This window comes from Psychrobacter sp. FME6, from assembly GCF_014861365.1.
Classification (GTDB): Bacteria; Pseudomonadota; Gammaproteobacteria; order Pseudomonadales; family Moraxellaceae; genus Psychrobacter.
On sequence record NZ_RRYW01000013.1, the window covers coordinates 25,701 to 49,867 of the forward strand.

16 protein-coding genes are annotated in these 24,167 nt (G+C 42.2%); 8 read left to right on the forward strand and 8 right to left on the reverse strand.

Features of this window, described 5'->3' with window-relative positions:
• The first annotated feature begins 592 nt into the window (after positions 1-592).
• Entirely contained in the window at positions 593-2,458 is a 1,866-nt protein-coding gene (locus EI162_RS03350) for a reverse transcriptase domain-containing protein (protein ID WP_192523014.1), read from the forward strand.
• 524 nt (positions 2,459-2,982) lie between these two features.
• Here EI162_RS03350 and EI162_RS03355 read toward each other — a convergent pair.
• A complete protein-coding gene (locus tag EI162_RS03355) occupies positions 2,983-4,665 on the reverse strand; it encodes an NAD-dependent malic enzyme (RefSeq protein WP_225736899.1) in 1,683 nt (560 codons plus the stop codon).
• Positions 4,666-5,706: 1,041 nt separating this feature from the next.
• On the opposite strand from EI162_RS03355, the gene bhcB reads away from it, so the two are divergent.
• From bhcB to bhcD, 3 genes are all read left to right on the forward strand, one after another.
• A complete protein-coding gene (gene bhcB, locus EI162_RS03360) occupies positions 5,707-6,687 on the forward strand; it encodes a beta-hydroxyaspartate dehydratase BhcB (protein ID WP_192523015.1) in 981 nt (326 codons plus the stop codon).
• Positions 6,688-6,829: 142 nt separating this feature from the next.
• Positions 6,830-7,981, forward strand: coding sequence for a 3-hydroxy-D-aspartate aldolase BhcC (gene bhcC / locus EI162_RS03365; RefSeq protein ID WP_192523016.1), 1,152 nt, complete (start codon positions 6,830-6,832; stop codon positions 7,979-7,981).
• 125 nt (positions 7,982-8,106) lie between these two features.
• Positions 8,107-9,096, forward strand: coding sequence for an iminosuccinate reductase BhcD (gene bhcD / locus EI162_RS03370; protein WP_192523017.1), 990 nt, complete (start codon positions 8,107-8,109; stop codon positions 9,094-9,096).
• Positions 9,097-9,259: 163 nt separating this feature from the next.
• Here the strand turns inward: bhcD and EI162_RS03375 are convergent, their stop codons facing one another.
• The 4 genes from EI162_RS03375 to EI162_RS03390 form a co-directional block, all read right to left on the reverse strand.
• Positions 9,260-10,111, reverse strand: coding sequence for an ABC transporter ATP-binding protein (locus tag EI162_RS03375; RefSeq protein WP_192523018.1), 852 nt, complete (start codon positions 10,109-10,111; stop codon positions 9,260-9,262).
• 15 nt (positions 10,112-10,126) lie between these two features.
• Positions 10,127-11,113 (reverse strand): FecCD family ABC transporter permease, encoded by a 987-nt coding sequence (locus EI162_RS03380; RefSeq protein ID WP_225736900.1) that lies wholly within the window; start codon positions 11,111-11,113, stop codon positions 10,127-10,129.
• Between the two features lie 140 nt (positions 11,114-11,253).
• On the reverse strand, positions 11,254-12,129 hold the full coding sequence (locus tag EI162_RS03385; protein WP_192523019.1) for a heme/hemin ABC transporter substrate-binding protein: 876 nt from the start codon (positions 12,127-12,129) through the stop codon (positions 11,254-11,256).
• A 165-nt stretch (positions 12,130-12,294) separates the two neighbouring features.
• Positions 12,295-13,440 carry a ChuX/HutX family heme-like substrate-binding protein gene (locus EI162_RS03390; RefSeq protein ID WP_192523020.1) on the reverse strand — a complete coding sequence of 382 codons (1,146 nt, stop codon included), beginning with the start codon at positions 13,438-13,440 and terminating at the stop codon, positions 12,295-12,297.
• Between the two features lie 448 nt (positions 13,441-13,888).
• Here EI162_RS03390 and EI162_RS03395 point away from each other — a divergent pair, with 448 nt between their 5' ends.
• A complete protein-coding gene (locus EI162_RS03395; RefSeq protein ID WP_192523021.1) occupies positions 13,889-16,078 on the forward strand; it encodes a TonB-dependent receptor plug domain-containing protein in 2,190 nt (729 codons plus the stop codon).
• 102 nt (positions 16,079-16,180) lie between these two features.
• Positions 16,181-17,452 (forward strand): HmuY family protein, encoded by a 1,272-nt coding sequence (locus EI162_RS03400; protein WP_192523022.1) that lies wholly within the window; start codon positions 16,181-16,183, stop codon positions 17,450-17,452.
• 317 nt (positions 17,453-17,769) lie between these two features.
• On the opposite strand, the gene EI162_RS03405 is transcribed toward EI162_RS03400, so the two are convergent.
• Complete coding sequence (locus tag EI162_RS03405; RefSeq protein WP_192523023.1) at positions 17,770-18,660, reverse strand: universal stress protein; 891 nt, start codon at positions 18,658-18,660, stop codon at positions 17,770-17,772.
• Positions 18,661-18,978: 318 nt separating this feature from the next.
• Between EI162_RS03405 and EI162_RS03410 the strand changes: the two genes are divergently transcribed.
• Positions 18,979-19,512: a DUF2058 domain-containing protein gene (locus tag EI162_RS03410; protein ID WP_192523024.1), complete on the forward strand. Its 534-nt coding sequence runs from the start codon at positions 18,979-18,981 to the stop codon at positions 19,510-19,512.
• 224 nt (positions 19,513-19,736) lie between these two features.
• Complete coding sequence (locus EI162_RS03415) at positions 19,737-21,800, forward strand: FAD-dependent oxidoreductase (protein ID WP_225736901.1); 2,064 nt, start codon at positions 19,737-19,739, stop codon at positions 21,798-21,800.
• Between the two features lie 40 nt (positions 21,801-21,840).
• On the opposite strand, the gene EI162_RS03420 is transcribed toward EI162_RS03415, so the two are convergent.
• Both EI162_RS03420 and EI162_RS03425 read right to left on the reverse strand, forming a co-directional pair.
• The gene (locus EI162_RS03420; RefSeq protein WP_192523026.1) at positions 21,841-23,637 is read right to left on the reverse strand and encodes a potassium/proton antiporter; all 1,797 of its coding nucleotides are present in this window, start codon (positions 23,635-23,637) and stop codon (positions 21,841-21,843) included.
• A 189-nt stretch (positions 23,638-23,826) separates the two neighbouring features.
• Positions 23,827-24,167 (reverse strand): IS30 family transposase (locus EI162_RS03425; RefSeq protein ID WP_192523027.1); only part of this gene is annotated, 341 nt, incomplete at its 5' end.

Genomic DNA, 24,167 nt, shown 5'->3' on the forward strand with positions numbered 1-24,167 from the left:
GGACTCATAAGTGCGCCATTGCGGTGCTTAAAACGTTGTTAGGGAAACCTAACCATCATGTGACAATTGATGTAAAACACCAACTTAGTTGACGAGAAAAACCCGTCAGCGATACCAAAGGGCGAAAGCCTAGAGGGAACTTAGCAGGTTGGTAAAAGGCTAGTGAGGGTAAAGCAAAATGCCCGAAAGGTTAGTCAGTTAGTGAATACATGGTAAAAGCTAAACTGCTTGAACTCTAGTTTGAAGTGGGGAGTATCTTGCCCAATAGACACTTTTGCTTTAGGTCTATATTTAATCGACACAGAATTATGATTATGAGAGTTTTGTGAGTCACTCGATTAACGCTACCTGTAGTACAGGGGAAAAGAACGAACGGAGTACCTAAATATTCTATTGTCGCGTTTTAAGCGCAACTATGGGATTCCCTAAGTCGAGAAATTGATAAGCATGGTTGGAATAACATGCGCGGGAACGGAGTTACCATAGTACCTGCTTATAGCTGCTTAATAGAGCTATATATACGAACACTCTAACAAGTGTTGAAAGGAAAGGGTAACAGTCACACTAACTCTATAAAGGATTGTTTACTCGTATGAGTAGTTCAGACATTCAAAGATTAGAGAAAATTAGACAAATTAATACAGCTAATCCTAAATGGGTTAACCGTGATTTGTATAGACTGCTTTACAAAGAAGATTTGTACGTCTTAGCGTATGAAACTCTTAAAAGTAAGTCAGGAAACATGACCAAAGGCGCTGATGGTAAAACCATTGACGGATTTTCGGCTAGAACCATTAGTCGTTTAATCAATGCCATGAAAGACGAGTCTTTTCAATTTACCGCTGCCAGAAAGGTAGAAATACCCAAAAGCAACGGCAAGAAACGCGCTTTAGGCATTGCACCGCCAAATGACAAGATTGTCCAACAGATTATTAAATTAATCCTAGAAGCAATCTATGAACCAAACTTCTCAGAGAATAGCCACGGCTTTCGAGAGAATATGGGTTGTCATACAGCTCTTAAAAGCTTTAGAACCAATTGGAGTGGTGTTAATTGGATTGTTGAGGGTGATATCGAGGGCTTCTTCGATAATATCTCACATGACATCTTAATATCACTACTTAGGGTGAGAATAGCAGACGAACGCTTCATCAACCTAATACGAAAGGCTTTAAATGCAGGATACCTTGAATTTGGCATGTTCCATAATACTATAGTAGGTACGCCACAAGGCAGTGTTGTATCGCCTACATTGGCCAATATCTACTTAGACGGCTTTGATAAATTTGTAGAAGCCAAGATTAAGGAATATGAAAGAGGTAATGCTAAAATTACCCACCCAAAGCATAGAAGTCTGTCTAGTAAGATAAATTATCGACTAAAGAAAGCAAACCTTTGTTCAGACTTAGTTGAGAAAGAAAGAATACTAGATGAAGTGAAAACTCTTAAACGAGAATTTGCCTCAACCCCTACCGTATTACATGATGGCGAGTACATCAGAGTCAAATACATACGGTATGCAGATGACTGGATAATAGGTGTCAATGGCTCTAAAGAACTTGCAACAAAGCTCAGACAGGAATGTGCGGATTACTTTACAGATGTGCTAAAACTCAAATTAAACTTTGAAAAAACGCATATACGCCACGCTAAGACTGAAAAATCTCGTTTCTTAGGAACAGAATTGAAAGTCGGACATGATGGTGAAAGTAAGAAAGCTACATATACTAGCAAGAACGGTTTTAAATTCAAGAAACGTGTTACGGGTTGGCAGCCTATCATGACTGCTCCTGTAGGCGAATTGGTTAGTAAATTAGCCATTAAAGGATTTTGTGACCATGACGGCAACCCAAAGAGCAAAGCAAGTTGGTCAGTGCTTGACGATATACAGATAGTTGAATTGATTGGTAGTGTTTGGTTAGGATTGCACAACTACTATTCGTTCGCGGATAATAGATGTGACTTAGGGAGAGTTCAATATATCCTCTTACATAGTGCAGCTAAAACTCTTGCACACAAACACAGGTCAAGCGTTAAAAAGACCTTTAAAAGATATGGTCAAAACCTAACAGTTACGGTAAAAGATAAGGATAGCAAAGTAGTTAGAAAGATTGCTTTCCCTTACAAACCGTCACTGACTAGGCAGAAATTCGAGTTCATGACACATAGCGAAACTGTAAACGATGGTGGTAGACTACAAACGTTTATCAAATTGCGTACTAGAAGTAAACTATTCTCACCGTGTTGTATTTGTGGTGAGACAGAGAATATCGAAATGCACCATGTTAAGCATATCAGGAAAATAGGTGAAAAAGTCAAAGGCTTCACGCTCACAATGGCTAAAATAAACCGTAAACAAGTTCCTGTATGCCACGATTGCCATGTCAAAATACATAACGGTAAGTATGACGGCTTAAAGCTTAGTAAACTTGCGTTACCGAAACTAGCTAAAGCATAAAATTTGTCTAACTGGAGTGATGGAGAGCGTAGTGCAATGAAAGTTGCAAGCTGCGTTCGGAGGGAGGATTCTCTACTCTTAACGTGTTTATCACGAAAGATAGGTAGTTCGACCCTACTCCTTTGGTCGTAGGTTCAAGTCCTACTGGGCCCACCATATTTATATTGCACAAAGAAAAAAGGCTTGTTCGCAGCGATGCGGCAAGCCTTTTTTTATGGGGTTTAAACGCCACAATCAACGACATTATAAAATATAGTCGCTATGATTTTAAATATAGCCGATCCACTATAAAAAAACACAGTGCTACTGGGATAAATTTTGCGCAGCCTCTGTCAGCGTAAGCACAGCAAGCAAGAAAAATTCGTCCTAGTAGCGCGTGATAATATTTGCACTTATTTTATTTAGGACTGACTATACAATCATCCTTGTATTAGCCAAAATATGGATTAAATCAAAAGTAAATAATAAAAAAGCCGAATGCTACTTATGTAACATTCGGCTTTTTTCATTGTATTTCCTAGCAGTTAGAAAGAAGTACGACGATAATTACGATATTTTGGCAACCAAAAATTGGCTTTTAATCGACGTTCTAAATTTTCTGCTGTTATAGGTAACGCCAATTTATCTTCAATCGCTTGAAGTGCCACTGCATAGGCTATCTTTTCACTAATCTCTCTAATGAGTTTAATGGGCGGTAATATCGCACCTGGTGCTTTTTCATATTCCATTGATATATCTGCAAGTGCTTGGCTTGCAGCCATTAACATATTGTCGCTGATACCCGTTGCACGTGCTACTAAAGCCCCTAAACCAATACCCGGGAAAATATAGCTGTTATTACACTGAGAAACCTCAAAAGACTGACCTTCAAAAGTGGTATGAGGAAACGGACTTCCCGTTGCAATAATTGCCTTACCTTTACTCCAGCTTGTCACTTCTTGTGGTGTTGCTTCAATACGAGACGTTGGGTTTGATAGCGGTAATACAATTGGGTTTTCAGTATTAGCACATAACGTTTCCACTATCTCTTGAGTAAACAGACCTTTTTGCCCACTGACACCAAACAATACCGTGATTCCCGCCTGTTTAACCACTTGTGCTAAACCGAGCTTTTGACTTTGATCCCAACTTTCAAGATCTGATTCTTTCTGTACTAACGGTTCTTGGAACTTTTGTAGCTCTGTCATGCTATCGGTAAGTAGGCCATAACGATCAACCATAAACACCTGACTGCGAGCTTGCGCCTCCGTCAAACCTTCACGCTGCATTTGGCGAATAATATGTTCGGCAATACCACAACCAGCAGATCCTGCCCCTAAAAACGCAATCTTTTGTTGACTAAGTTTCTGACCTTTGGTTAAACATGCTGCAATCAATGTACCGACTGAAACAGCAGCGGTCCCTTGAATATCATCATTGAAACAGCATAATTGGTCACGGTATCTATTCAATAACGGTGTCGCGTTTTCTTGGGCAAAATCTTCAAATTGTAATAATGCATCCGGCCAGCGACGTTTAACGGCTTGGATAAATAAGTCTACAAATTCATTATATTCATTACCAGAGATGCGCGGATTTCTCCAACCCATGTACATCGGGTCATCAAGCAATTGTTGATTATTAGTACCGACATCCAACAAAATGGGTAAGCAATAAGCGGGGCTAATACCACCACATGCCGTATACAAAGCCAATTTACCGATTGGAATACCCATGCCGCCAATACCTTGGTCACCTAGGCCTAATATACGTTCACCGTCGGTTACCACAATCACTTTTACTTTTTGCTTGGTGGCATTTTGCAGCATGTCGTCGATTTTATGACGCTCAGGATAAGAGATAAACAAGCCACGTTTACGGCGATAAATTTGAGAGAATTTCTCGCAAGCTTGTCCAACCGTTGGGGTATAGATGAGCGGCATAATCTCTTCAATATGCTGTTCAATCAAATGAAAAAATAACGTTTCATTGGTATCTTGTATATTACGCAAATAAATATGCTTATCCATATCATTAGTGAATGAGCGAAGTTGATGATAGGCGCGTAATGACTGCTCTTCAATCGTCTCAATGGCATGAGGTAATAAACCAGTTAAATTAAAGCTGTCACGTTCTTCTGGTGAAAAGGCGCTACCCTTATTTAATAAAGGGGTTTCTAATAATATTGGTCCTGCAAAAGGAATATATAATGGACGTTTGTTTGTCATAATAAAAATCTTCTTATTGAAAGGTGTATGGTGGTACAAAGTTAATGGTTTAAATATTTTTACCGATTTCTTAAATAATAGAAATTATTTAAATTGATGTTTTTATCTAACTTTCTTAAAATTATTCAAACTAACACACTTAAGGATTGATACCCCTAACAAATTAAACCTCTTCCATAAGCCTTCAGTATTGATAATGAAGGGATTGTTTTATAGTGTTTGCTTCATTGAATAAGTTATTTGTCGTCAGTTAGAGAGTGAGCAATGCAAAAAAATGCTCACTTAAGTACAGCGGCTCAGAAATAGCGATGTAAACGTTACCCTATTGGCTCTTGGCAGAACAAAACCAATCAAAGTAAGCTTGTTGGAAAAAAACTATGATGACTTGATTAAATCTTAACACTTGGGTACATCTTGACAAGTGAGCAGAAAATAGTCATTGTAATGGTTAATCATAGTCTAGCACAAAGGTTATTTAAAAATACCTTGTTACAACTCACCATTAATGCTATATTTTGATTAGTTGATGAGTACCTACACTTTTTCAACCAAAACCTCTTAGGTTATCCTTCGTAAAAACCGTTACCGCAAGAACACCATAAAAAGAATGCAGTAAGTAGTAAAGTGACCAATCACCTGCAACTCCTTTCTTTTGACATGGTTAATTTTTTAAATATACAAAACACAAAAAGTAAAACCGTATGAGTCAGGAAGACTCTTGCTTGAAATCTGATCGACACCTTATCTATCTAATTTTTGTATAACCTTTATTTATACAAGCTTACAAGGATGTAAATCAAAACCCTGCAAAACCCAGTTTTCATTCCTGACCCTACCAATAAACCAGAAAGACTACGCCACGCGCTCAACGTGTCGTCCCTATTGCTGTGTACCTAATTTCTAAAAGACGTTTCTGTCTGTACTTTTTGATGCCAAAAAGTTGATAGCACGCAATATGGCGCAGTCGGTCTGTTCGATATAACCGTTAGATAAGTAACTAAATAAATAAGCAACTCAACAAAAAATGAAGGAATATTTTTGATGATAACAAATGAAGATGGATTAGTGATTCCAACGCTTGATGATATGTTAGAGGCGCATGAGCGTATTAAACCATATATTCATCGCACCCCAGTTCTGACCTCTCGCTTTTTAAACGAGATGGCTGGCTGTGAGATATTCTTTAAATGCGAAAATTTTCAAAAAGCGGGTGCCTTTAAGGTACGCGGCGCATCAAACGCGGTATTTGGTCTGTCTGACGAAGCCGCAAAAAATGGCGTCTGTACTCACAGCTCAGGTAACCATGCTCTGTCTTTATCTTATGCAGCGGGTCGTCGTGGTATACCCTGTAACGTAGTTATGCCTTATAGCGCGCCAGAAGCCAAAAAAGCGGCGGTACGCGGTTATGGCGGTATCATTACTGAATGCGAGCCATCAACCACTTCACGCGAAGAAGTATTTGCCAAGATACAAGCAGAAACAGGCGGCGACTTTGTCCATCCATACAACGACCCACGCGTCATTGCCGGACAAGCGACTTGCTCACGTGAGTTTTTGGAGCAAATGGAAGAACGTGGCGTAAAACCTGATATGGTTGTCGCCCCAATCGGTGGCGGCGGTATGATTTCAGGCACATGCTTGACGTTATCGAACCTAGCCCCTGATGTCAAAATTTATGCTGCAGAGCCTGTCAACGCTGATGATGCCGCGCGCTCACTAAAAGCGGGGCATATTATCGCTGATGATGCACCCGATACTATCGCTGATGGCTTAAAAGTACCGCTTAAAGATTTAACCTGGCATTTTGTCAGCAATTATGTGACCGATATTCTGACCGCGACTGAAGAAGAAATTATTGAAGCCATGAAACTAACGTGGACACATATGAAAATCGTCATCGAGCCAAGCTGTGCAGTACCGCTCGCTGTCATCCTGAAGAACAAAGACGTTTTTGCAGGTAAAAAGGTTGGCGTCATCATCACTGGTGGTAACGTCGATCTTGACAAGCTGCCTTGGAATTAAACAAAAACTGAGCGTTAACTAAGCGTAAATTGAGCGCAAGTTTAAACGCATTTTTATATCCATAAATACAATTAACTAAGTACCGTTAATTAAATACCGTTAATTAAGTAAATACAATCAAATAAACAAATGGAGCTTGAACATGATTACTGAAGAATTAGAAGTTGGTTTTAACGTCCCTGCTGAAGTTGGTATGGATGAAGCAGATATCCAAACCCCTTGCTTGGTATTGGATCTTGACGCCCTTGAGCGCAATATCAAAAAAATGGGCGATTACGCTAAAGACCATAATATGCGCCATCGTAGCCACGGTAAAATGCACAAATCAGTTGATGTACAAAAACTACAACAAGAGATGGGTGGCGCAGTCGGCGTATGCTGTCAAAAAGTTTCTGAAGCAGAAGTGTTTGCACGTGGTGGCATCACAGATATCTTAGTATCTAACCAAGTACGCGAGCCTGCTAAACTTAAACGTTTGGCTAACCTGCCTAAGCTTGGCGCAAAAATCACCGTTTGTGTCGATGATGTCGATAGTGCCGCTGAGTTATCAGCTGCAGCAACCGAAGCAGGCACTGAACTTAATTGCTATATCGAAATTGATTGTGGCGCGGGTCGTTGTGGTGTTACTACCACTGAAGCGGTTGTTGAAATCGCTAAAGCAATTGATGCCGCTGAAAATATCAAATTCACTGGTATTCAAGCGTATCAAGGTGCCATGCAGCACATGGACAGCTTTAGCGATCGTAAAGCTAAAACCCAAATCGCTATCGATCAAGTACAAGAAGCTATCGATGCCTTAGACGAGCTTGGTCTAAAACCAGAGTTTGTTTCAGGTGGCGGTACGGGCAGTTACTACTTTGAAAGTAATTCAGGTGTTTTCAACGAATTACAGTGTGGCTCTTACGCGTTTATGGATGCTGACTACGGTCGTATCTTAGATGAAGACGGCAACCGTATCGATGCTGGTGAGTGGGAAAATGCGTTGTTCCTATTAACTTCTGTTATGAGCCATGCCAAACCTGACAAAGCGATTGTTGATGCTGGTCTAAAAGCTCAATCAGTAGATAGTGGCCTACCCTTTATCTATGGTCGTGATGATGTTGAATACGTTAAATGTTCAGACGAACATGGCGTCGTAAGCGATCCAAATGGCGTACTAAAAATCAATGAAAAACTGAAGCTAGTACCTGGTCATTGTGATCCTACTTGTAACATCCATGATTTTTATATTGGTGTCCGCAACGGTAAAGTTGAAAAAGTATGGCCTGTATCTGCACGTGGTCGCGCATACTAATCACGATAAGTTGAATTAATTTAATTTTATCAGTTTAGTTTAACAGGGGCTGTTGTAGCTTTAGCCTACAGCAGCCCCTTTTTATTAAAGAACTATAGATTAAAAAGTATAAAAAGGAATTTAGAATGAGTGAAGATAATAATGAAGGTCTATTGATCGTATCAGAAGAGGCTTGTAAATCAGTGATTGATCGCCCTTCTGCATTTATCGCGGTTGAAAATGTATTTGCATCAATGTCACGTGGCGACGCGTATAACTTCCCTGTCATCCGTGAAGCGATTGGCTATGCTGATGCTCTATATGGCTTTAAATCAGGTTTTGACCGCGCTGGTAAATCACTAGGTCTAAAATCAGGGGGTTATTGGCCAGGTAATGAAGCTAAAGGCTTGACCAACCATCAGTCAACGATTTTTTTATTCAATCCAGACAATGGTAAGTTGCGTGCACTAGTCGGCGGCAACTACCTAACGGCAGTACGTACCGCAGCGGCATCGGCAGTCTCAATCGCCCACCTAGCACGTAAAGACAGCAAAGTGCTGGGTATGGTTGGTGCGGGTCATCAGTCTACGTTTCAGCTACGCGCCGCGCTTGAACAACGCAAATTTGAAAAAGTAGTCGCTTGGAATAAGAATAAAGATCGTCTTAAAAACTTACAAGCTGTCGCTGAAGAATTAGGTGTACCGTTTGAGTCTGTTGAACGTGAGCAATTATGTGCCGAAGCGGACGTTATTATTACCATTACCTCAGCATTTGAGCCGCTACTAATGAAAGAGTGGATCAAACCCGGTACACATATTGCCTGCATGGGTACTGATACGGTTGGTAAGCAAGAAGTTGATGCTGAATTAATAGCATCGGCTACTGTATTCACTGATGAAATCGCACAATCAATCAGCCTTGGTGAAGCCCAGCACGCGATCAAATCTGGCGCTATCAAAGAATCTGATATCACTACCCTCGGTGACGCCATCAATGGCGATCATCCAGGTCGCAGCTCAGAGGATGAAATCACCCTGTTTGATGGTACTGGTGTTGGCTTGCAAGATTTAGCCGTGGCTTCTGCTGCCGCTAGGCTTGCTGTCGAAAAAGGTGAAGCTCAGCACATCTCGCTATAACTTTCGTTATAGTTGTTATAGTAAGTTCAGTATAAATTAGAACCGCCAAATAATTATTTGGCGGTTTTTTTATAATGCTTATCTGATATTGTTTTAATTTTTTAGATGACAATTATCTATAGCCGATCCGTTATAAAAAAAACAAGTAACTTTGCTGACGATTTCACACAAATACTAACCCATCTTCGGTTTGATGCGCCTTGATATCTACATGATAAACATCACTTAACTGCTCACTCGTCATTACCTCATTAGGCGTGCCTTGAGCCACCACTTTCCCAGTATCCAACAAGACCACTTCATCAGTATAACGATGCGCATGGGTCAAATCATGCAAGACAACAAGGATGCTTTTGTGTTGATGCTGTACCAGATTATGCAAATAACTAAGCAAAAAACGCTGATGACGGATATCTAGATGATTGGTCGGCTCATCGAACATCATAATCCGTGTATTCTGCATCAGCGCTCTTACAATAGCCAACCGCTGTTTTTCACCCCCTGATAAGGTCTGCACTCGGGCACCAGCTAAATTTAATAATTCAAAATCCTGTAGTAAATTTCTCGCTTGTTCAACATGTTGCCCATTTGGGCGCTGATACCATGCAAGATTTGGCGAAACACCCAACAACGCATAATCCAATACCGTTAGCGGCAACTCAAAACACTCATGTTGTCCAACCCAAGCGATATGACCATCATTCATAACTTCGTTGATAGGCTGACCTTGAATAGTTATGTCGCCGTGCGTTTTAAGCGCGGTTCCAGTGTGTTGACCCAAAACCGTATGCAGCAACGTGCTTTTACCCGCGCCGTTTGGTCCGATAAAAGCCACCAGTTTCTGGCTTGGTACTGTTAGCTTGTTTACCTTTAATAATGTTTTATTGCCGTGAGAGATATGGATATCTTGCATCGACAACAGCTCGTTTGCATCATTGTTATTGATGTTATTGACGTTACTTTCACAGTCCACTGACGGTGTTTTTGATGTCGAAATAAAAAATGAATGAAGCATAAAACCCCTTCTCAATTAGCGGCGGCTACTACGGACAAACAACCAGATAAAGAATGGTCCGCCAAGTAACGCTAAAACGATGCCAACAGGCACGTCAACTGGATAAGCAACATGTCTTGCTGTGCCATCAATGACCAATAACAACATTGCTCCAAGCCAGCCCGACCAAATCATCAGGCGCATACGTCCGCCACCAAACAAAATGGCTAGCAAGTTTGGCACCATCATGCCAATAAAACCTATCACACCTGCCAAAGATACTGCCGCTCCCGTCAATAAAGCCGACGCAATCACTACCATACAACGAACCCTACCAACCTTGATACCCAAAGATTTGGCGGCGGCTTCACCGAGCATTAACCCATCTAGCTGACGACCTAGAGGCAGTAAAATAGCCAGCCCCAATAGCATAGAAACTATTGAATAACGCAGCGGCACAAAGCCCGCTTCCGCCATGCTTCCGGACAGCCAATTGGTTGCTGATCTGAGTACCATGTCATCAGACATAAATAAAATCAGACTAACCACCGCGGCACAAAAAGCACTGATGACAAAGCCCAATATCAGTAAGCCCATCTTTCCACCGCCTAAAAAGCGATGACAAGACAAAATAAACAAGCAAACCAGCACACTACCGCTAAAGGCAGCAAGCGGTATACTGACGCCGCCAAATCCTAACGCTAGTACCAATACCACCCCAAGCGCTGCGCCACCCGACGTGCCAATTAAACTCGGATCTGCTAAAGGATTTTCAAACAGGGCTTGTAGTGCTGCGCCACTAACCGATAATGCCATACCTACTAATAACGCTGTGACTACACGTGGATAGCGCAGCTGCCATATAGTGTCGTCAAGATGATTGGGACTTGACCATTCGCCAAAGCCAATACCAAGACCCAACCAAATCAGTAACCCAGAGGCTATAACGGCAAGCATATAATAGAAGTTGTGTTTATGCCTGCCAGTTGACGCAGGGACAGGAACGGTAATCGTATTTGCCATATGATGTATCGTTTTATTAAGCAGATGAAAAAGAGTGGTCAATAGCTCACGCTCAGCTTATGAAATTGATGCATAACATAAGGGCTAAAACTATGGCTAAAATAGAGATGACCACGTAAGTAGCTTTAGCTTTTAACCAACTACTTTGCGACTGAATGAAGTCTTTTTAAGATTTGCGGTGAGTTCAAACCATAACGCAAGAAGTCATCGGCTGGCCAAAAGTGTACGCCACCATTTTTACCGGCAGCACTTGCCGCAATCTCTGGACGCTTACTAAATTTACCAACACCGCCGACGACTGCTTGGTTATGATCAGCAATAATAATAACGTCAGGTTTGGCCGCCAGCCAGCCTTCACGTGACATGGGTTTTAACCCTGAGACGTTTGCAGCGTTAATCCCACCAGCACGGCGAATCAACTCATCCCCTACCGTTCCCTTACCTGCAACGATACGACCGTCGTAACTCAGTAAATAGCGTTTGCCCGTCTTTGCCATTGGGCTCATATCTGCATTCCAACGCTTAGCAAGCTCTGACCCTTGGGGTTTTTTACCCACGTAGCTGCCGATAGATTTAATACTATTGGCAAAGATACTTACTTCTTCTTTGGGTGCCACATTGACCGCTTTAACCTTTAAGCTATTTAAGCGCTGATAGATACTCGCAGGCTGCACCATATAACTACCGAGCACCAAATCAGGCTTGACCGCCAATACTGATTCAGCAGTAATATTACGGTGCATGCCTACTGCGGGCACGCTCTTTAGCGCTGGATTATCATTGGTCGCATCTTTACCAACCAATTTATCAGTCGCTCCTAATGCCACTACTACGTCTGCAACATCTGGGCTCATCGCGACAACACGCTCATAAGCTTGGGCGGAAAGCGAGGGCAAGGCAAATGCGCCAATCATAACGGCTACGTTTAATGCACCTTTACTAAAAGACTGGTCTATCATTGAAGGCTTTTCTGATGTTAGATTTTTGCTGCTTTGTTTTAATAACTGAGAGGACATGAAAATTCCTTGTTCATAATCTTTAAGGACTACTGATGACGGTTGTCGATTAATAATAATGATTGATTAGAACGACTGGCACGTAAAGTGTTATGCAAAGAAAGTGTTACGCAAAGGATATGCAGCTCTAGTTCCAGTCGTCATTATTTATATGCTACGTTAAATCTATACCATTTCCTCAGTGCTTAGCGCTTGGGTTACCGTCGTTTGCACTGCGACTTCTGAATACGAATGGGCTGCGACAATATTGGCGACAATTTGCTGCCATTCAACAAGCTCAGGTGTGCCTTCAATACGTTGACCAAATACACTAAATATACTAGACCCTTTGTTATCAAAACCTTCAATACAAGTCACAATACCGTCTTTAGTTGGGCGCTTAACGCACCATACTTGCGCTAACGCTTTGTCTTTTAGGTGCAGCGTAAAATTATTGTGACCTTTATCTAACACATTAAACCAGTCCCCCATACGCTTTAACGTTTGCACGGTACCCGTTTGAATTTGTACCAAACCACTATTACCTACAAATGTCATAATGGGACATTTGGCATCACGCGCTTGTTCAAAAATCGCTTCGACAGCGCTAATATCAAGACGATGCGTCATTTGTTCAGGGGCTTGTTGGTAGCTGCTGGCGCGATCGATATCGAGATTTTTTAACAAGCTATGAAACTGATGCACGTCTGTCATTTCTTGCCAACCTTGTTGCAGTTGCGCACACTTCTCTTCACTCAGCGCTTTATAACGCCAGTCTGTAGGCTGCTCCTGAGCAGTTAGTGTTAGCTCATCAATACCAACCGTTTGTAATTGCTCCTGAATCATCGCTTGCCAGCGGGCAATGCTGTCCGCACTCAACTCACGTAGATAGACTTTGTCGATGGCGCCGCCCTGGGCGTTATAGAACTGGATACTATAAGAAGGCTTATCAGTGCGACTGGTATCAGTGACCGCCAGCATATGCTGCCATTGCCACATAAAAAACCGTAAATCCAAACCGCCAACATTGAGTGCCAATCCCATTTTTTCGCCCAGCTTAAGATTGTTGTATGGCGCCGTTTTTTCATGGACAGCTAGCTCGTTTCTCACGATGCTTTCCATATCACCAAACTTTTCAAACTGCTTTAAGACCGCTTTACACTGATTACCAATATACTGGCTATAAGGGGATGCTAGCATCAGCTCAAACTCGCTTACCCCAAGTGCAATCGCCCCTTCTGTAGGAAACAGCATCGGTGTTTTTGTTTTTAAAGTTTGATACTGCTGCCAAAGCTCAGTATTTTTTTTGGTTAAAAATAACGGGTAACTCATAGGGCGCTCCATAAACTAGTCGGTAATAAAAAAGCCAATCACCTTGGCTTTATCAGTTTGAAAGTTGAATGCATGAAAGTAGCAGCGATAAAATATATGACAGATGTTTAAAAAAGCACGGCTTGTCAAAGCTTCAACAAGCGGCTGTTTATTCATAACAGCTTTTTCATCATTAACGTTTATCATTTCTGCTAAGTAACATTGAACGGAAATTATTATGGCAACATTTTTTCACTTTGTAAATAGTAATAATTATCATTTGCATCTTGATAATTATTATCGTTTGAAATATGATGTCTGAACTTTGTTACTGACGATAGTGAGTTTAGTAACGAAACCTTGATGAACTAAACCAATACACTGTTGCTTTAAATCGATTTTTTAGCTTTCTAAGATCTTTAAGCAGCGCGACTTTCTTACTTTTCCTCCTACGATGGTTGTTTTATTTATGTCGACTTTAGCGTCTCAACTCCCTTTAACTCATACAAGACTACACACCCATTCGCCACAACTACGTCGTCGCCCTTTAGCCATGAGTATCGCTTTAGTCATATCTGGATTGCTACCTTTTTCAGTCCAAGCGGCGTCAACAGCGCTACCAACAGCTGAAACCTACTCTAAAAACCCCTCTGACAAATCCGATGACGCAGCCATGCCGAGCATACGTTTAGACCCCATTGTAGTGACTGCCACTCGCTCAGAACGGGCGTTAAGTGATGCACCCGTAGCGTTGCAAGTATTGAGCCGCCAAAAGCTCGATGACAATCATGCTCATACTTTAAAAGACGCTTTAGCACTACTGCCCAATGTGTATTTACGCGAAGTCCATGGCAAGACCGGTTATGAGGTCAGCATGCAAGGCTTCACAGGTGACCAAGTATTGGTATTGATTGATGGCTTACCCATTACTGCCAGTACCGGCTCGACGGTAAACTTAAATCAATATATGAATATGGACATAGAACAAATAGAAGTGGTTCAAGGAGCGGCTTCAGCGCAGTTTGGTAGTGCAGCCATGGGCGGTGTGATTAATATTATTACCAAACCCATTGATGCAGCAAAAGGACATATCACCACCGAGCTTGCCAGCAACGGTCAACAAAATCCGTCCGATAAAAAGTTAGATGCTAACAAACGTTATGTGGAAGCCAGTATTGAAGGGGCATTGGATAAGGAACAGCATTTTCACGCTCGCCTATCAGGATCTTATCTCGATAATGAAGGCTTGAGCTTAGACCATGAAGCATGGCCCAGACTAAAAGATGCCAGCGAGCAATCGCAAGTAAGCGCTCGCCTGAGTTATAGCCCTAATGGTAAAGCCATATTAGACGATGACGATAGCCGAGTGGTCAAAAATTCTCAATACTGGTTAGAGGCCAGCCACTATCAAGAAGATGATGTCAGTCGCTTTAACTATTATGTGCCACCGCGTTATTTAGCACAGCAAAGAGATGAGCACATCACCAAGCAGCGTTTTAGTGTTGGGGCGCGCACTGATATTGCACCGCATGCTGATGATCGCAGTAAAACCTATCGACTATCGGCTCAAGCGTTCTATGAAGACTATCAAAGCGAATCTGATACCAAAACTCAGCAAACCATTACCAGTACGCGTGACACTGATATCACAACAGCGGTAGCCCAAGCGCAAATCGACCTACCTGAACTAGTGCTATCCGATGAAAACATTCATCTTATCCAAGTCGGCGGTCAGGTTCAGCAAGACAAGTTAAGCCAAACGAAAAATCAAGTCAGCGAGCTTATTACCGATGAAGTCAGCCGTGATGTCGGTGAACTATATATACAAGACGATTGGTTGATTGGGGATAATTGGGAGGTATTAAGCGGCATTCGTTATCAAAACGACGAATACTTTGGCGATCATGTCGCACCAAAAGTCTCTCTCAAATACAACCATTTGGACACCAATGGCCGCGATCATATCTTTCGCAGCAGTATTGGCGGTGGTTACCGAGTGCCCAATCTAAAAGAGCGCTACTACGTCTTTGACCACAGTAACTTGGGCTATAAAGTCATGGGCAATCCTGACTTACAACCCGAAACCTCAACCAGTTATCAAGTCGGCTATCAAGGTCAGCTTAGCGACAGCGTTAATTTGACGGTTAATGGTTTTTATAATGAGATCGACGATTTAATCCAAACCGATGAAGACAATGCGACCTTTGAGGGTAATATCGCCATTTATAAATATATGAATGTCGACAGCGCCAAAACTTATGGCGGCGATATCGGTATTGATTGGCAAGTGGATGATCGCGCCAAACTACAAGCAACCTACGCCTACCTGAACACACATAACAATATAACCGATACCGAGCTGACCTATAAGCCCAATCATAAAGCGATGCTGGCACTTGATTACCGTATCAATGACAAATTACAGCTTATCCCGCGCCTTAATTATGAATCCAAGCAGCTCATTAGCACTAGCGAACAAGCGTATTCACCGTCTTGGTGGACGCTCGATAGCAAGCTCAACTATGACGCTACCGCAAACTTGAGCTTGTATGCCGCGATTAATAATATTTTTGATGTACAGCGTGATGTCAAAGACAGCAGTGACTATCGTCCTATTGATAATCGCGAATGGCTACTTGGCGCCAGTTATCACTGGTAAGCCTTTCATCAACAATAATTCTAAATCAAACATATTCGTACGATTACTTTTCACACTTTTTTTCACGTTTTATATAAAACTATGACTATTAATGAGCCTAATATGACCCAAATTATCCCAGCATTTAACACCAAGCCAAAAACATTGCTGATGCTAGTAACCACCAGTATATTATCCCTCAGCATTATCGGTTGCGGCAGCGACAGTGGCGGCAACAGTAATGACAATAGCGGTAGTACGCCGCCCGTTAGCAGTGCCAGTTTTAGCGAAACCGCGACGTGGCAGGTCACCAATTTAGCCCTAGGTACAGCGACATGTTATGACTTTGATGCCAAAGCTGAGAGTGCTTGCGAGGGAGATAACTGGGATATTAAATTTGAGAATGAAGCACGTTCGCCGAAGTTATGGTCAAACAGTGGCGACTCTGGTCAGGGTAAAGGCGGCGTCTTTGGGCTAATAGATTGGTCAGATTTAGGACGTTATAGCAATGCCATCCAAGACCCTGATACCAGTCGTGACATTATCATGCATTATAATGAGGATCGCAGCGGCGGTATTTTCAATACCGAGCCTTGGTTTGAGTACAATTTAAAAGAGGCGCATCAGTTGTATCCTAACAACCGCGTCTACCTGATTACTAATGATAATAGCAGTGCCATAACAGACAGTGGCGTACAGCAGCCTATTTATGCCATGCAAATTATTAATTATTATAATGATACGGGTGCATCTGGCTATCCAACCATTCGCTGGATTGATACCGCCTTACCTAACAAAGTAAAAACCAACACCATTGATGCCTCCAATAATGATAATTGGGTCTACTTTGATTTAAAAACAGGACAAAGCAGCACGGATAAAAATAGCATCTGGCAAGTTGGCTTTAAGCGTAATGATGTCATTTTAAATGGTGGTGATTCAGCTGTTGATAGCAACAAAGGTAAAGTCGGCGGTTACCTTGCCGCTACGCCAGCAGGATACTATAGTGACAAAGAAGGTGACGACCAAGATGCGCCTATTGTCAGTCAATTTCTGAAAGATAATACTGCTGCCACGTTAACCGACTTAACCAACATCGCCGCTTATACCAAGCCAAGTAGTGCCAGAGACTGGGTGATTGATAGTAAAGGCTCAGACCTCAACCCTGCTTACACCGGCAACTTCCCCAACTTAGACTTTGGCTGGTATACCTACAATGGAATGACCCATCAGCTAAACGCCAAACCTATTGAAACCAGCAAAGGCGCGTTAATCAGATCAGCAGAAGGTAATAGCTATGCGCGGCTACGTTTGGATAAAATCAACTATCCTGATAATAGTACAACTACGGCGACTTCATGGGAGTTTAAGTTGGATATACAGCCCGCACCTTAGTTTCAAAGTGAAAAATATGAACGAGTCTAGAACAATAAAACCGAACAATGATTGACCATATAGTCAATCCTAAATAGAATAGGTACCAATATTACAACGCGCTACTGGTATAAAACTTCCTTGCTTGCTGTGCCAGCGCAGACAAAGGCCGCGCAAAATTTATCCCAGTAGCACGGTGTTCGCTTTACTGTGTTTTTTACAGTGCATCGATTATATTCGCTGCATCAATCAATGAGCATAAACAGTGTCCAAGAATAGTTGCTAAAAATAGTTGTTAAAATAAAACCAATACTAATTATTATCCAACCTTTAAGTATTTAGCGTACTAAAATCACAGGAGACAAGGTGCTGGCGATAATCTCTGTCGTGGTACTACCCAAAAACAACTGCTGCAACTTTGAATGGCCGTAAGCACCCACCACCATAATATCGATGTGATTGTCTGCTTGAAATGTCAATAGGCCATGCACGGCATCAGAGGCAGATAAGTGATGAGCATCTACACTGTACCCAGCGTCCTCTAACTGTGCCGCGGCGGCACTTAAGCTTTGTTTGGCATCGTCATTATGACTGCCTATCATGACGATATGACCTTGCAGGCCTTTTAATACTGGGCTGCGCGCTACCATCCATGCGGCTTTAATAGCGGTTTTGCTACCATCAAACGCTATCATATAAGAGCTTGGTTCTTTAAATGTTTCTGAACAAATCAATACAGGGACATCGGAGGCACGAGCCACGGTTTCGATTTGGCTACCAATATTAATACGGCTGTTTTTGTGGTCTTCTCCGCGCCGTCCCATGATGATGGCACGGTTTTCTGTTTTAAAACGCTCAATAGCAGGTAGCAACTTGCCGCGACGTTGATAGATGCGAATGTCGATATGACTGATGTGAGCACTATGATTGACGTGATTAAAGTTATTTTGGATATGGCTTTTGGCATCTTGGACCAAAGCATTACTATAATTATTCACTACCTTGGCTCGTGTTTCATCCAATTGTGACAGCTCTTCTAACAAAAGCTGGCGACTGTTTACCCCTATCGCACCCGACAAGTCGCGTCTAATCGATGCAGGAACGTCACTGACATGCAATACCCCAACAGGTAAATTTAGCTTACTGGCATACCATGCGGCATAATCACAAACCGATTCAGTCACTGCCGAACCGTCAATACAGGCCAAAACATGCTGTGATGTGGTCATAATCTGTCCTTAAATTTAATGATTTAACCCTATATAGCTTTAAACACACACCATAAATGCTTGGTAAGAAAACGCATCCACTGCCTTGATAATAACCAATTTGGTCGACTTCATCCAGCGATGCGTGCTTACTTATACAATAATGTTAAATTTGTTATTACCATCATTATCCAAGGTTTGAAAAAGCAGTGTCTTAAAACCTTGTCTTTATGGGCTAAAAAAGTCTTATCATCGTCTAACCACACACCCTAGCAAATTTTGCTACAATAGTTTTCTTAGTATTTATGATTTAAGTATCGTTATTTAGGTGATGGAATTATGGCCAAAAATGCCCTACAGGCTCAATTATTAAAAGCGGGATTGGTGGATGACAAAAAAGCCAAGAAAATCAGTAAGCAAGCTCAGCATGCTAAGCGTACTGGCGACTCAGAAAGCATAGAAGCCAAAAAAGCATTGGCAGAGGCTCAAGCAAAAAAACTAGAAAAGGATCAAAAGCTCAATCAGGAAAAACAACGTGCTTTAGAAGAAAAAACGCTGAAAGCCAATATTGCGCAAATGATTAAACAGCATCAAATCACTGAGACAGATGGTGATATCAGCTATCAATTCGTCGATGATTCCAAGGTTAAAAAAATTGCTATCACTCAAAAACTATACGATCAAATAGTAGCGGGTCACGTGGTTATTGCGCGATTAGAAGAAAGCTATGCGCTACTCCCTCGTCCATTGGCTGACCGTATCGATACAAAAATGGAAGGCTTCATAGTTGTGTCTAACGATACCTCAGAAGAAGTACTGGCAGAAGACGATCCTTATGCCGCCTACGTCATTCCAGACGATTTAATGTGGTAATTGTCGACTTTTATAGTGACGGTTAAACCAAAAACCCTTTATAGTGTTAAATACGCTATAAAGGGTTTTTGGTTTAATACGCTTACTAAAGCATAGCCGCTTTAGCTGGATAATATCTTATGCTTAAAAGAATATTGTTGATACTGCTAATAGTGTTATTAGCGGCAAGCTTTTTTTATTTTGACCTGAATGAGCTATTAACGCTCGAAGGTTTGAAAGGATCAATGGCGCAATTTGACCAATATAAAGCGCACTCACCATTATTAATTATCGGACTTTTCTTTTTAATCTATGTTGTGGTCACGGCATTATCCTTACCCGGTGCTGCCATACTCACCTTGGCAGCTGGGGCATTATTTGGCTTGCTACAGGGATTACTGGTCGCTTCATTTGCCTCAAGTATCGGTGCGACACTGGCCTTTTTGACTTCACGGTATTTGCTGCGCGATACGATTAAGCAGCGATTCCCCGAACGTCTGGCAGCTATTGATGCTGGTATCAAAAAAGAAGGCGCTTTTTACTTATTTACCCTACGTCTCGTACCTATTTTTCCGTTCTTTTTGATCAACTTACTGATGGGTGTCACCGCTATTAGAGCAAGGACATTTTACTGGGTAAGCCAAATTGGCATGCTTGCAGGTACTTTTGTCTTCGTCAATGCTGGTACGCAATTGGCACAAATCGACAGTTTGTCAGGGATATTATCGTTCAATTTGATTGTCTCATTCGCCTTGTTAGGTTTTTTCCCATTGATAGCAAAAGCCATTTTAAACCTATTCAAAAAGCGTCGTGTCTATAAAAACCATCATAAGCCGAAAAAATTCGACCGCAATATGATCGTGATTGGGGCTGGTGCGGGCGGCTTGGTCACCAGTTATATCGCTGCAACTGTTAGAGCAAAAGTCACGCTCATCGAAGCGGGAGAAATGGGTGGCGACTGTCTAAACTACGGCTGCGTGCCAAGTAAAACCCTCATTAAAAGCGCAAAAGTCGTAGAACAAATGCACCATGGTGAGCGTTACGGTTTGGAGAATACAGTACCGCAATTTTCATTTAAAAAAGTCATGGCGCGTGTCCATAAAGTCATCGCTGACATCGCCCCAAACGACAGTATCGATCGCTATACAGGTTTGGGCGTGGAGGTTCTAAAAGGCTATGCCAAACTTATCGATCCATGGACGGTAGAAATCGCGCTGAATGATGGTGGCACACAAACGCTCACCGCGCGGTCGATTGTTATCGCCACTGGCGCACGGCCATTTATACCACCATTATCTGGTATCGAAGAGAGTGGCTATGTCACCAGCGATACCATATGGCATAAGTTTTCAGCGCTTGATAAGCCACCAAAAAAACTGGTGGTGCTTGGTGGTGGCCCTATTGGCTCTGAGCTGGCACAGGCTTTTGCACGCTTAGGCTCGAGTGTGACTCAAATAGAAAGGGGCACGCGCCTCATGAAAAAGGAAGATATAGAAGTCTCAGAGTTGGTGCAGCAAGCATTGATAAGTAGTGGCGTCAAGGTGTTGACCTCACATCAAGCCATTCGCTGCGAAACTTACGATGATAAAAAATACATTGTGGTTCAGCCACAGAACGAAAAAGGTCAATCTAAAGAAATCACTATCGAATATGACGAGTTACTTTGCGCTGTCGGCCGCAGCGCACGTCTTGACGGTTATGGCTTAGAGGCCTTAGGTATCGAAACGGCTCGGACCATTATCACTAATGAATACTTAGAAACGCTCTATCCAAATATTTATGCGGCAGGTGATATCGTTGGCCCCTACCAATTCACTCATGTGGCATCCCATCAAGCTTGGTACGCTGCCGTAAATGGTTTATTTGGACACCTTAAAAGATTTAAAGTCGACTATCGAGTGATTCCGTGGACGACATTTATCGACCCAGAAGTCGCGCGCGTTGGCTTAAACGAGCAGCAGGCTGTTGAAAAAAATATCGACTTTGAAGTGACACGCTACGACTTTAAAACCCTAGATCGCGCAGTGACAGAAAGCGCCAACCATGGCTTTATCAAAGTGATTACCCCGAAAGGCAAAGATAAAATACTTGGCGTTACTATCGTATCTGAGCATGCTGGTGACTTAATAAGCGAGTTTGTTTTGGCCATGAAGCACGGCTTAGGGTTGAATAAAATACTTGGCACCATCCATGTTTATCCCACATGGGCGGAAGGTAATAAGTATGTTGCTGGTGAATGGAAACGCAACCATGCCCCTGAAAAAACCTTGAATTGGCTTGAAAAATACCATACATGGCGTCGAGGTTAGCTGAGTTTTACCGATACGTTTAGGGTATGTTCAACAGACCCTAAACTGCTTTTGCTAACTCTTTATGTTTTAAACCAATCGTTCTAAGCTTACCTTTATCATCAACCTCTTTGATGACCAACGACCATTCATCATTAATTGTAACCGTATCACCCGATACTGGCGCCATATCCAAGCTGTCTTTGACATATTCAGCGACCGTTTGCTCCCACATACTTGTTATCTTATCCTCAGGGTCAGGTTTAGATTTTAGTTTATCTACTAAAGACTCAGATGTCATGACGCCTGTAAAGAATGGCAAATCTCCTAGCTTTACACTCGGTGATAGCAACCAATCACCATAAAAGTCATCGATGGCCTTACGGTCTAATGTCGTGTCATTAAAAATCTTGGCAATCTGACTGGCATGATTACCCCTCATGGCGTACCAGACAATATCACCAAATTTGAGCTTGGTACTGTCATCGACAAGGATAATCTGCTTGCCACGCACCAAGGCGAAAACACTAATCTCATTAGGATTGACTCGATTAGAGATACCCATCGGATGACGACCAATCGCAAACGCGCCTGACTTTACTTGAAACTGATATAACGTAATACTGGCTTTGTCCGACACCCAAACTTCATGCTCTTCTTCTGGGTCTTTATTGTTCGGAATACGTACTTTAAATAAATCCGCCATAAATGGAATGGTGGTGCCTTGCAAAATCAAGGATAAAACCACCACGCCAAAAGCAATATCAAACAGCTTAAAAGCACCATCTATCCCTGCCATTACGGGCAAAATCGCAAGCGTAATAGGCACTGCGCCACGTAAACCGACCCAAGAAACAAAGCCAATCTCTCTATCTTTAAACTTAAACGGTTTAACGCTGCTATAAACGGCGATAGGACGGGCAACCAAAATCATAAAGGCGGCAATCGCAACCGAGTAATACCAAACATCGATAACATTGGATGGTGTTACCAATAAACCCAATACCACGAATAATACTGCTTGTGATAACCAAGCAAAGCTATCCATCACCCGCATGACGTGCTCGGTTGAGCGGACTTTGTGGTTGCCAATCAGCACACCCGTGAGATAGATCGCCAAAAACCCACTACCGCCAATCAGGTTGGTCGCGGCAAAAACGGCCAAGCCAGCCGACATAATTAAAATGGCATACATGCCCTCTGCCAACAGTATCTTGGGTAGTAATCTTGCCAATAAATAGCCAAACAGTAAGCCCATGCCCAAGCCAAAGCTAAGCTGCTGTAACAACAACCCCAAGAAGCCCAGCACTGTTTGCCCAGCAGGGTCCACATTTAAGGCAATGAGTCCTGTCACTAGCAAAATAGCCAAAGGGTCGTTGGCTCCCGACTCTAGCTCTAGTGTCGCCTGTACGCGGTCGTTAAGTTTAACCCCGCCATTACGTAGCAGTGAAAATACCGCTGCCGCATCGGTCGAGCCCACAATCGCTGCCATCAGCAAGCCCAAGCGCCAATCGACATCGAGTAACCAAGTCACGAAGACACCAAGTATCATGACCGTAGCCAGCACGCCCCAAGTAGCAAGAGTGATGGCTGGCTTTAGACCGACTCGGAAAGATTTAAATGAGGTTCGTAATCCACCATCTAGCAAAATACAGGCTAAAGCCGCCTGCCCCACAAAGTTAGCGATACCATATTGAGAAAACTCAATACCCAAGATACCTTCTTCACCGGCGAGCATACCTACTACTAAAAATAATAATAATAGTGGAACGCCCAAACGCGCTGATAACGTACTTGCCATAATACTGGCAAAAATTAATACTGCCCCTACGAGATACAGGATATTTAAGGTATCCATCTTTTTTTAAGCCCTATTTTTAATCATTATTACGTGAGTGTTGGCTTTACCTTTTCTAGCCCGTGTGTTCCAAAAATGCTACCACTTTAAATGCCCTAAATAAAATCACCTCAAGCCAATTTACTTAAATGTCCAAACCATAAAAGCTGACTATATTTTATAACTTAGATTAACACACCAAGTGCAACGCTAAATTATATTATAGAACACCTGATTGGGCGTTTTAAACCCTAAGCGTTTTCTTGGTCTGTTGTTTAGTTTATTCTCAATGTCCTGTATCTCATTATCAGAGACTTGTCTAAAGTCACAACCCTTAGGCAAGAACTCTCTGATTAAGCCGTTAGTATTCTCGTTGGTTCCTCGCTGCCATGACGCATAAGCATCGGCAAAGAAGAAGGAAGTAAAGAGCTTTCGTTTCACCTTCTTATGCTGAGCAAACTCTTTACCATTGTCAGAGGTAATGGTCTTAACCTGTAACCTCACTGGCTTTAGGATACCTATCATTGCCTCTGATACTTGCTGTGCCGTTT

What these genes read in the sequence shown, in the direction of transcription:
- bhcD (WP_192523017.1), top strand. Translation starts at nt 8,107, where the DNA reads ATGAGTGAAGATAATAATGAAGGTCTATTGATCGTATCAGAAGAGGCT.
- EI162_RS03350 (WP_192523014.1), top strand. Translation starts at nt 593, where the DNA reads ATGAGTAGTTCAGACATTCAAAGATTAGAGAAAATTAGACAAATTAAT.
- bhcC (WP_192523016.1), top strand. Translation starts at nt 6,830, where the DNA reads ATGATTACTGAAGAATTAGAAGTTGGTTTTAACGTCCCTGCTGAAGTT.
- EI162_RS03410 (WP_192523024.1), top strand. Translation starts at nt 18,979, where the DNA reads ATGGCCAAAAATGCCCTACAGGCTCAATTATTAAAAGCGGGATTGGTG.
- EI162_RS03395 (WP_192523021.1), top strand. Translation starts at nt 13,889, where the DNA reads ATGTCGACTTTAGCGTCTCAACTCCCTTTAACTCATACAAGACTACAC.
- EI162_RS03400 (WP_192523022.1), top strand. Translation starts at nt 16,181, where the DNA reads ATGACCCAAATTATCCCAGCATTTAACACCAAGCCAAAAACATTGCTG.
- EI162_RS03415 (WP_225736901.1), top strand. Translation starts at nt 19,737, where the DNA reads ATGGCGCAATTTGACCAATATAAAGCGCACTCACCATTATTAATTATC.
- EI162_RS03420 (WP_192523026.1), bottom strand. Translation starts at nt 23,637, where the DNA reads ATGGATACCTTAAATATCCTGTATCTCGTAGGGGCAGTATTAATTTTT.
- EI162_RS03385 (WP_192523019.1), bottom strand. Translation starts at nt 12,129, where the DNA reads ATGTCCTCTCAGTTATTAAAACAAAGCAGCAAAAATCTAACATCAGAA.
- EI162_RS03405 (WP_192523023.1), bottom strand. Translation starts at nt 18,660, where the DNA reads ATGACCACATCACAGCATGTTTTGGCCTGTATTGACGGTTCGGCAGTG.
- EI162_RS03375 (WP_192523018.1), bottom strand. Translation starts at nt 10,111, where the DNA reads ATGCTTCATTCATTTTTTATTTCGACATCAAAAACACCGTCAGTGGAC.
- EI162_RS03390 (WP_192523020.1), bottom strand. Translation starts at nt 13,440, where the DNA reads ATGAGTTACCCGTTATTTTTAACCAAAAAAAATACTGAGCTTTGGCAG.
- EI162_RS03380 (WP_225736900.1), bottom strand. Translation starts at nt 11,113, where the DNA reads ATGGCAAATACGATTACCGTTCCTGTCCCTGCGTCAACTGGCAGGCAT.
- EI162_RS03355 (WP_225736899.1), bottom strand. Translation starts at nt 4,665, where the DNA reads ATGACAAACAAACGTCCATTATATATTCCTTTTGCAGGACCAATATTA.
- bhcB (WP_192523015.1), top strand. Translation starts at nt 5,707, where the DNA reads ATGATAACAAATGAAGATGGATTAGTGATTCCAACGCTTGATGATATG.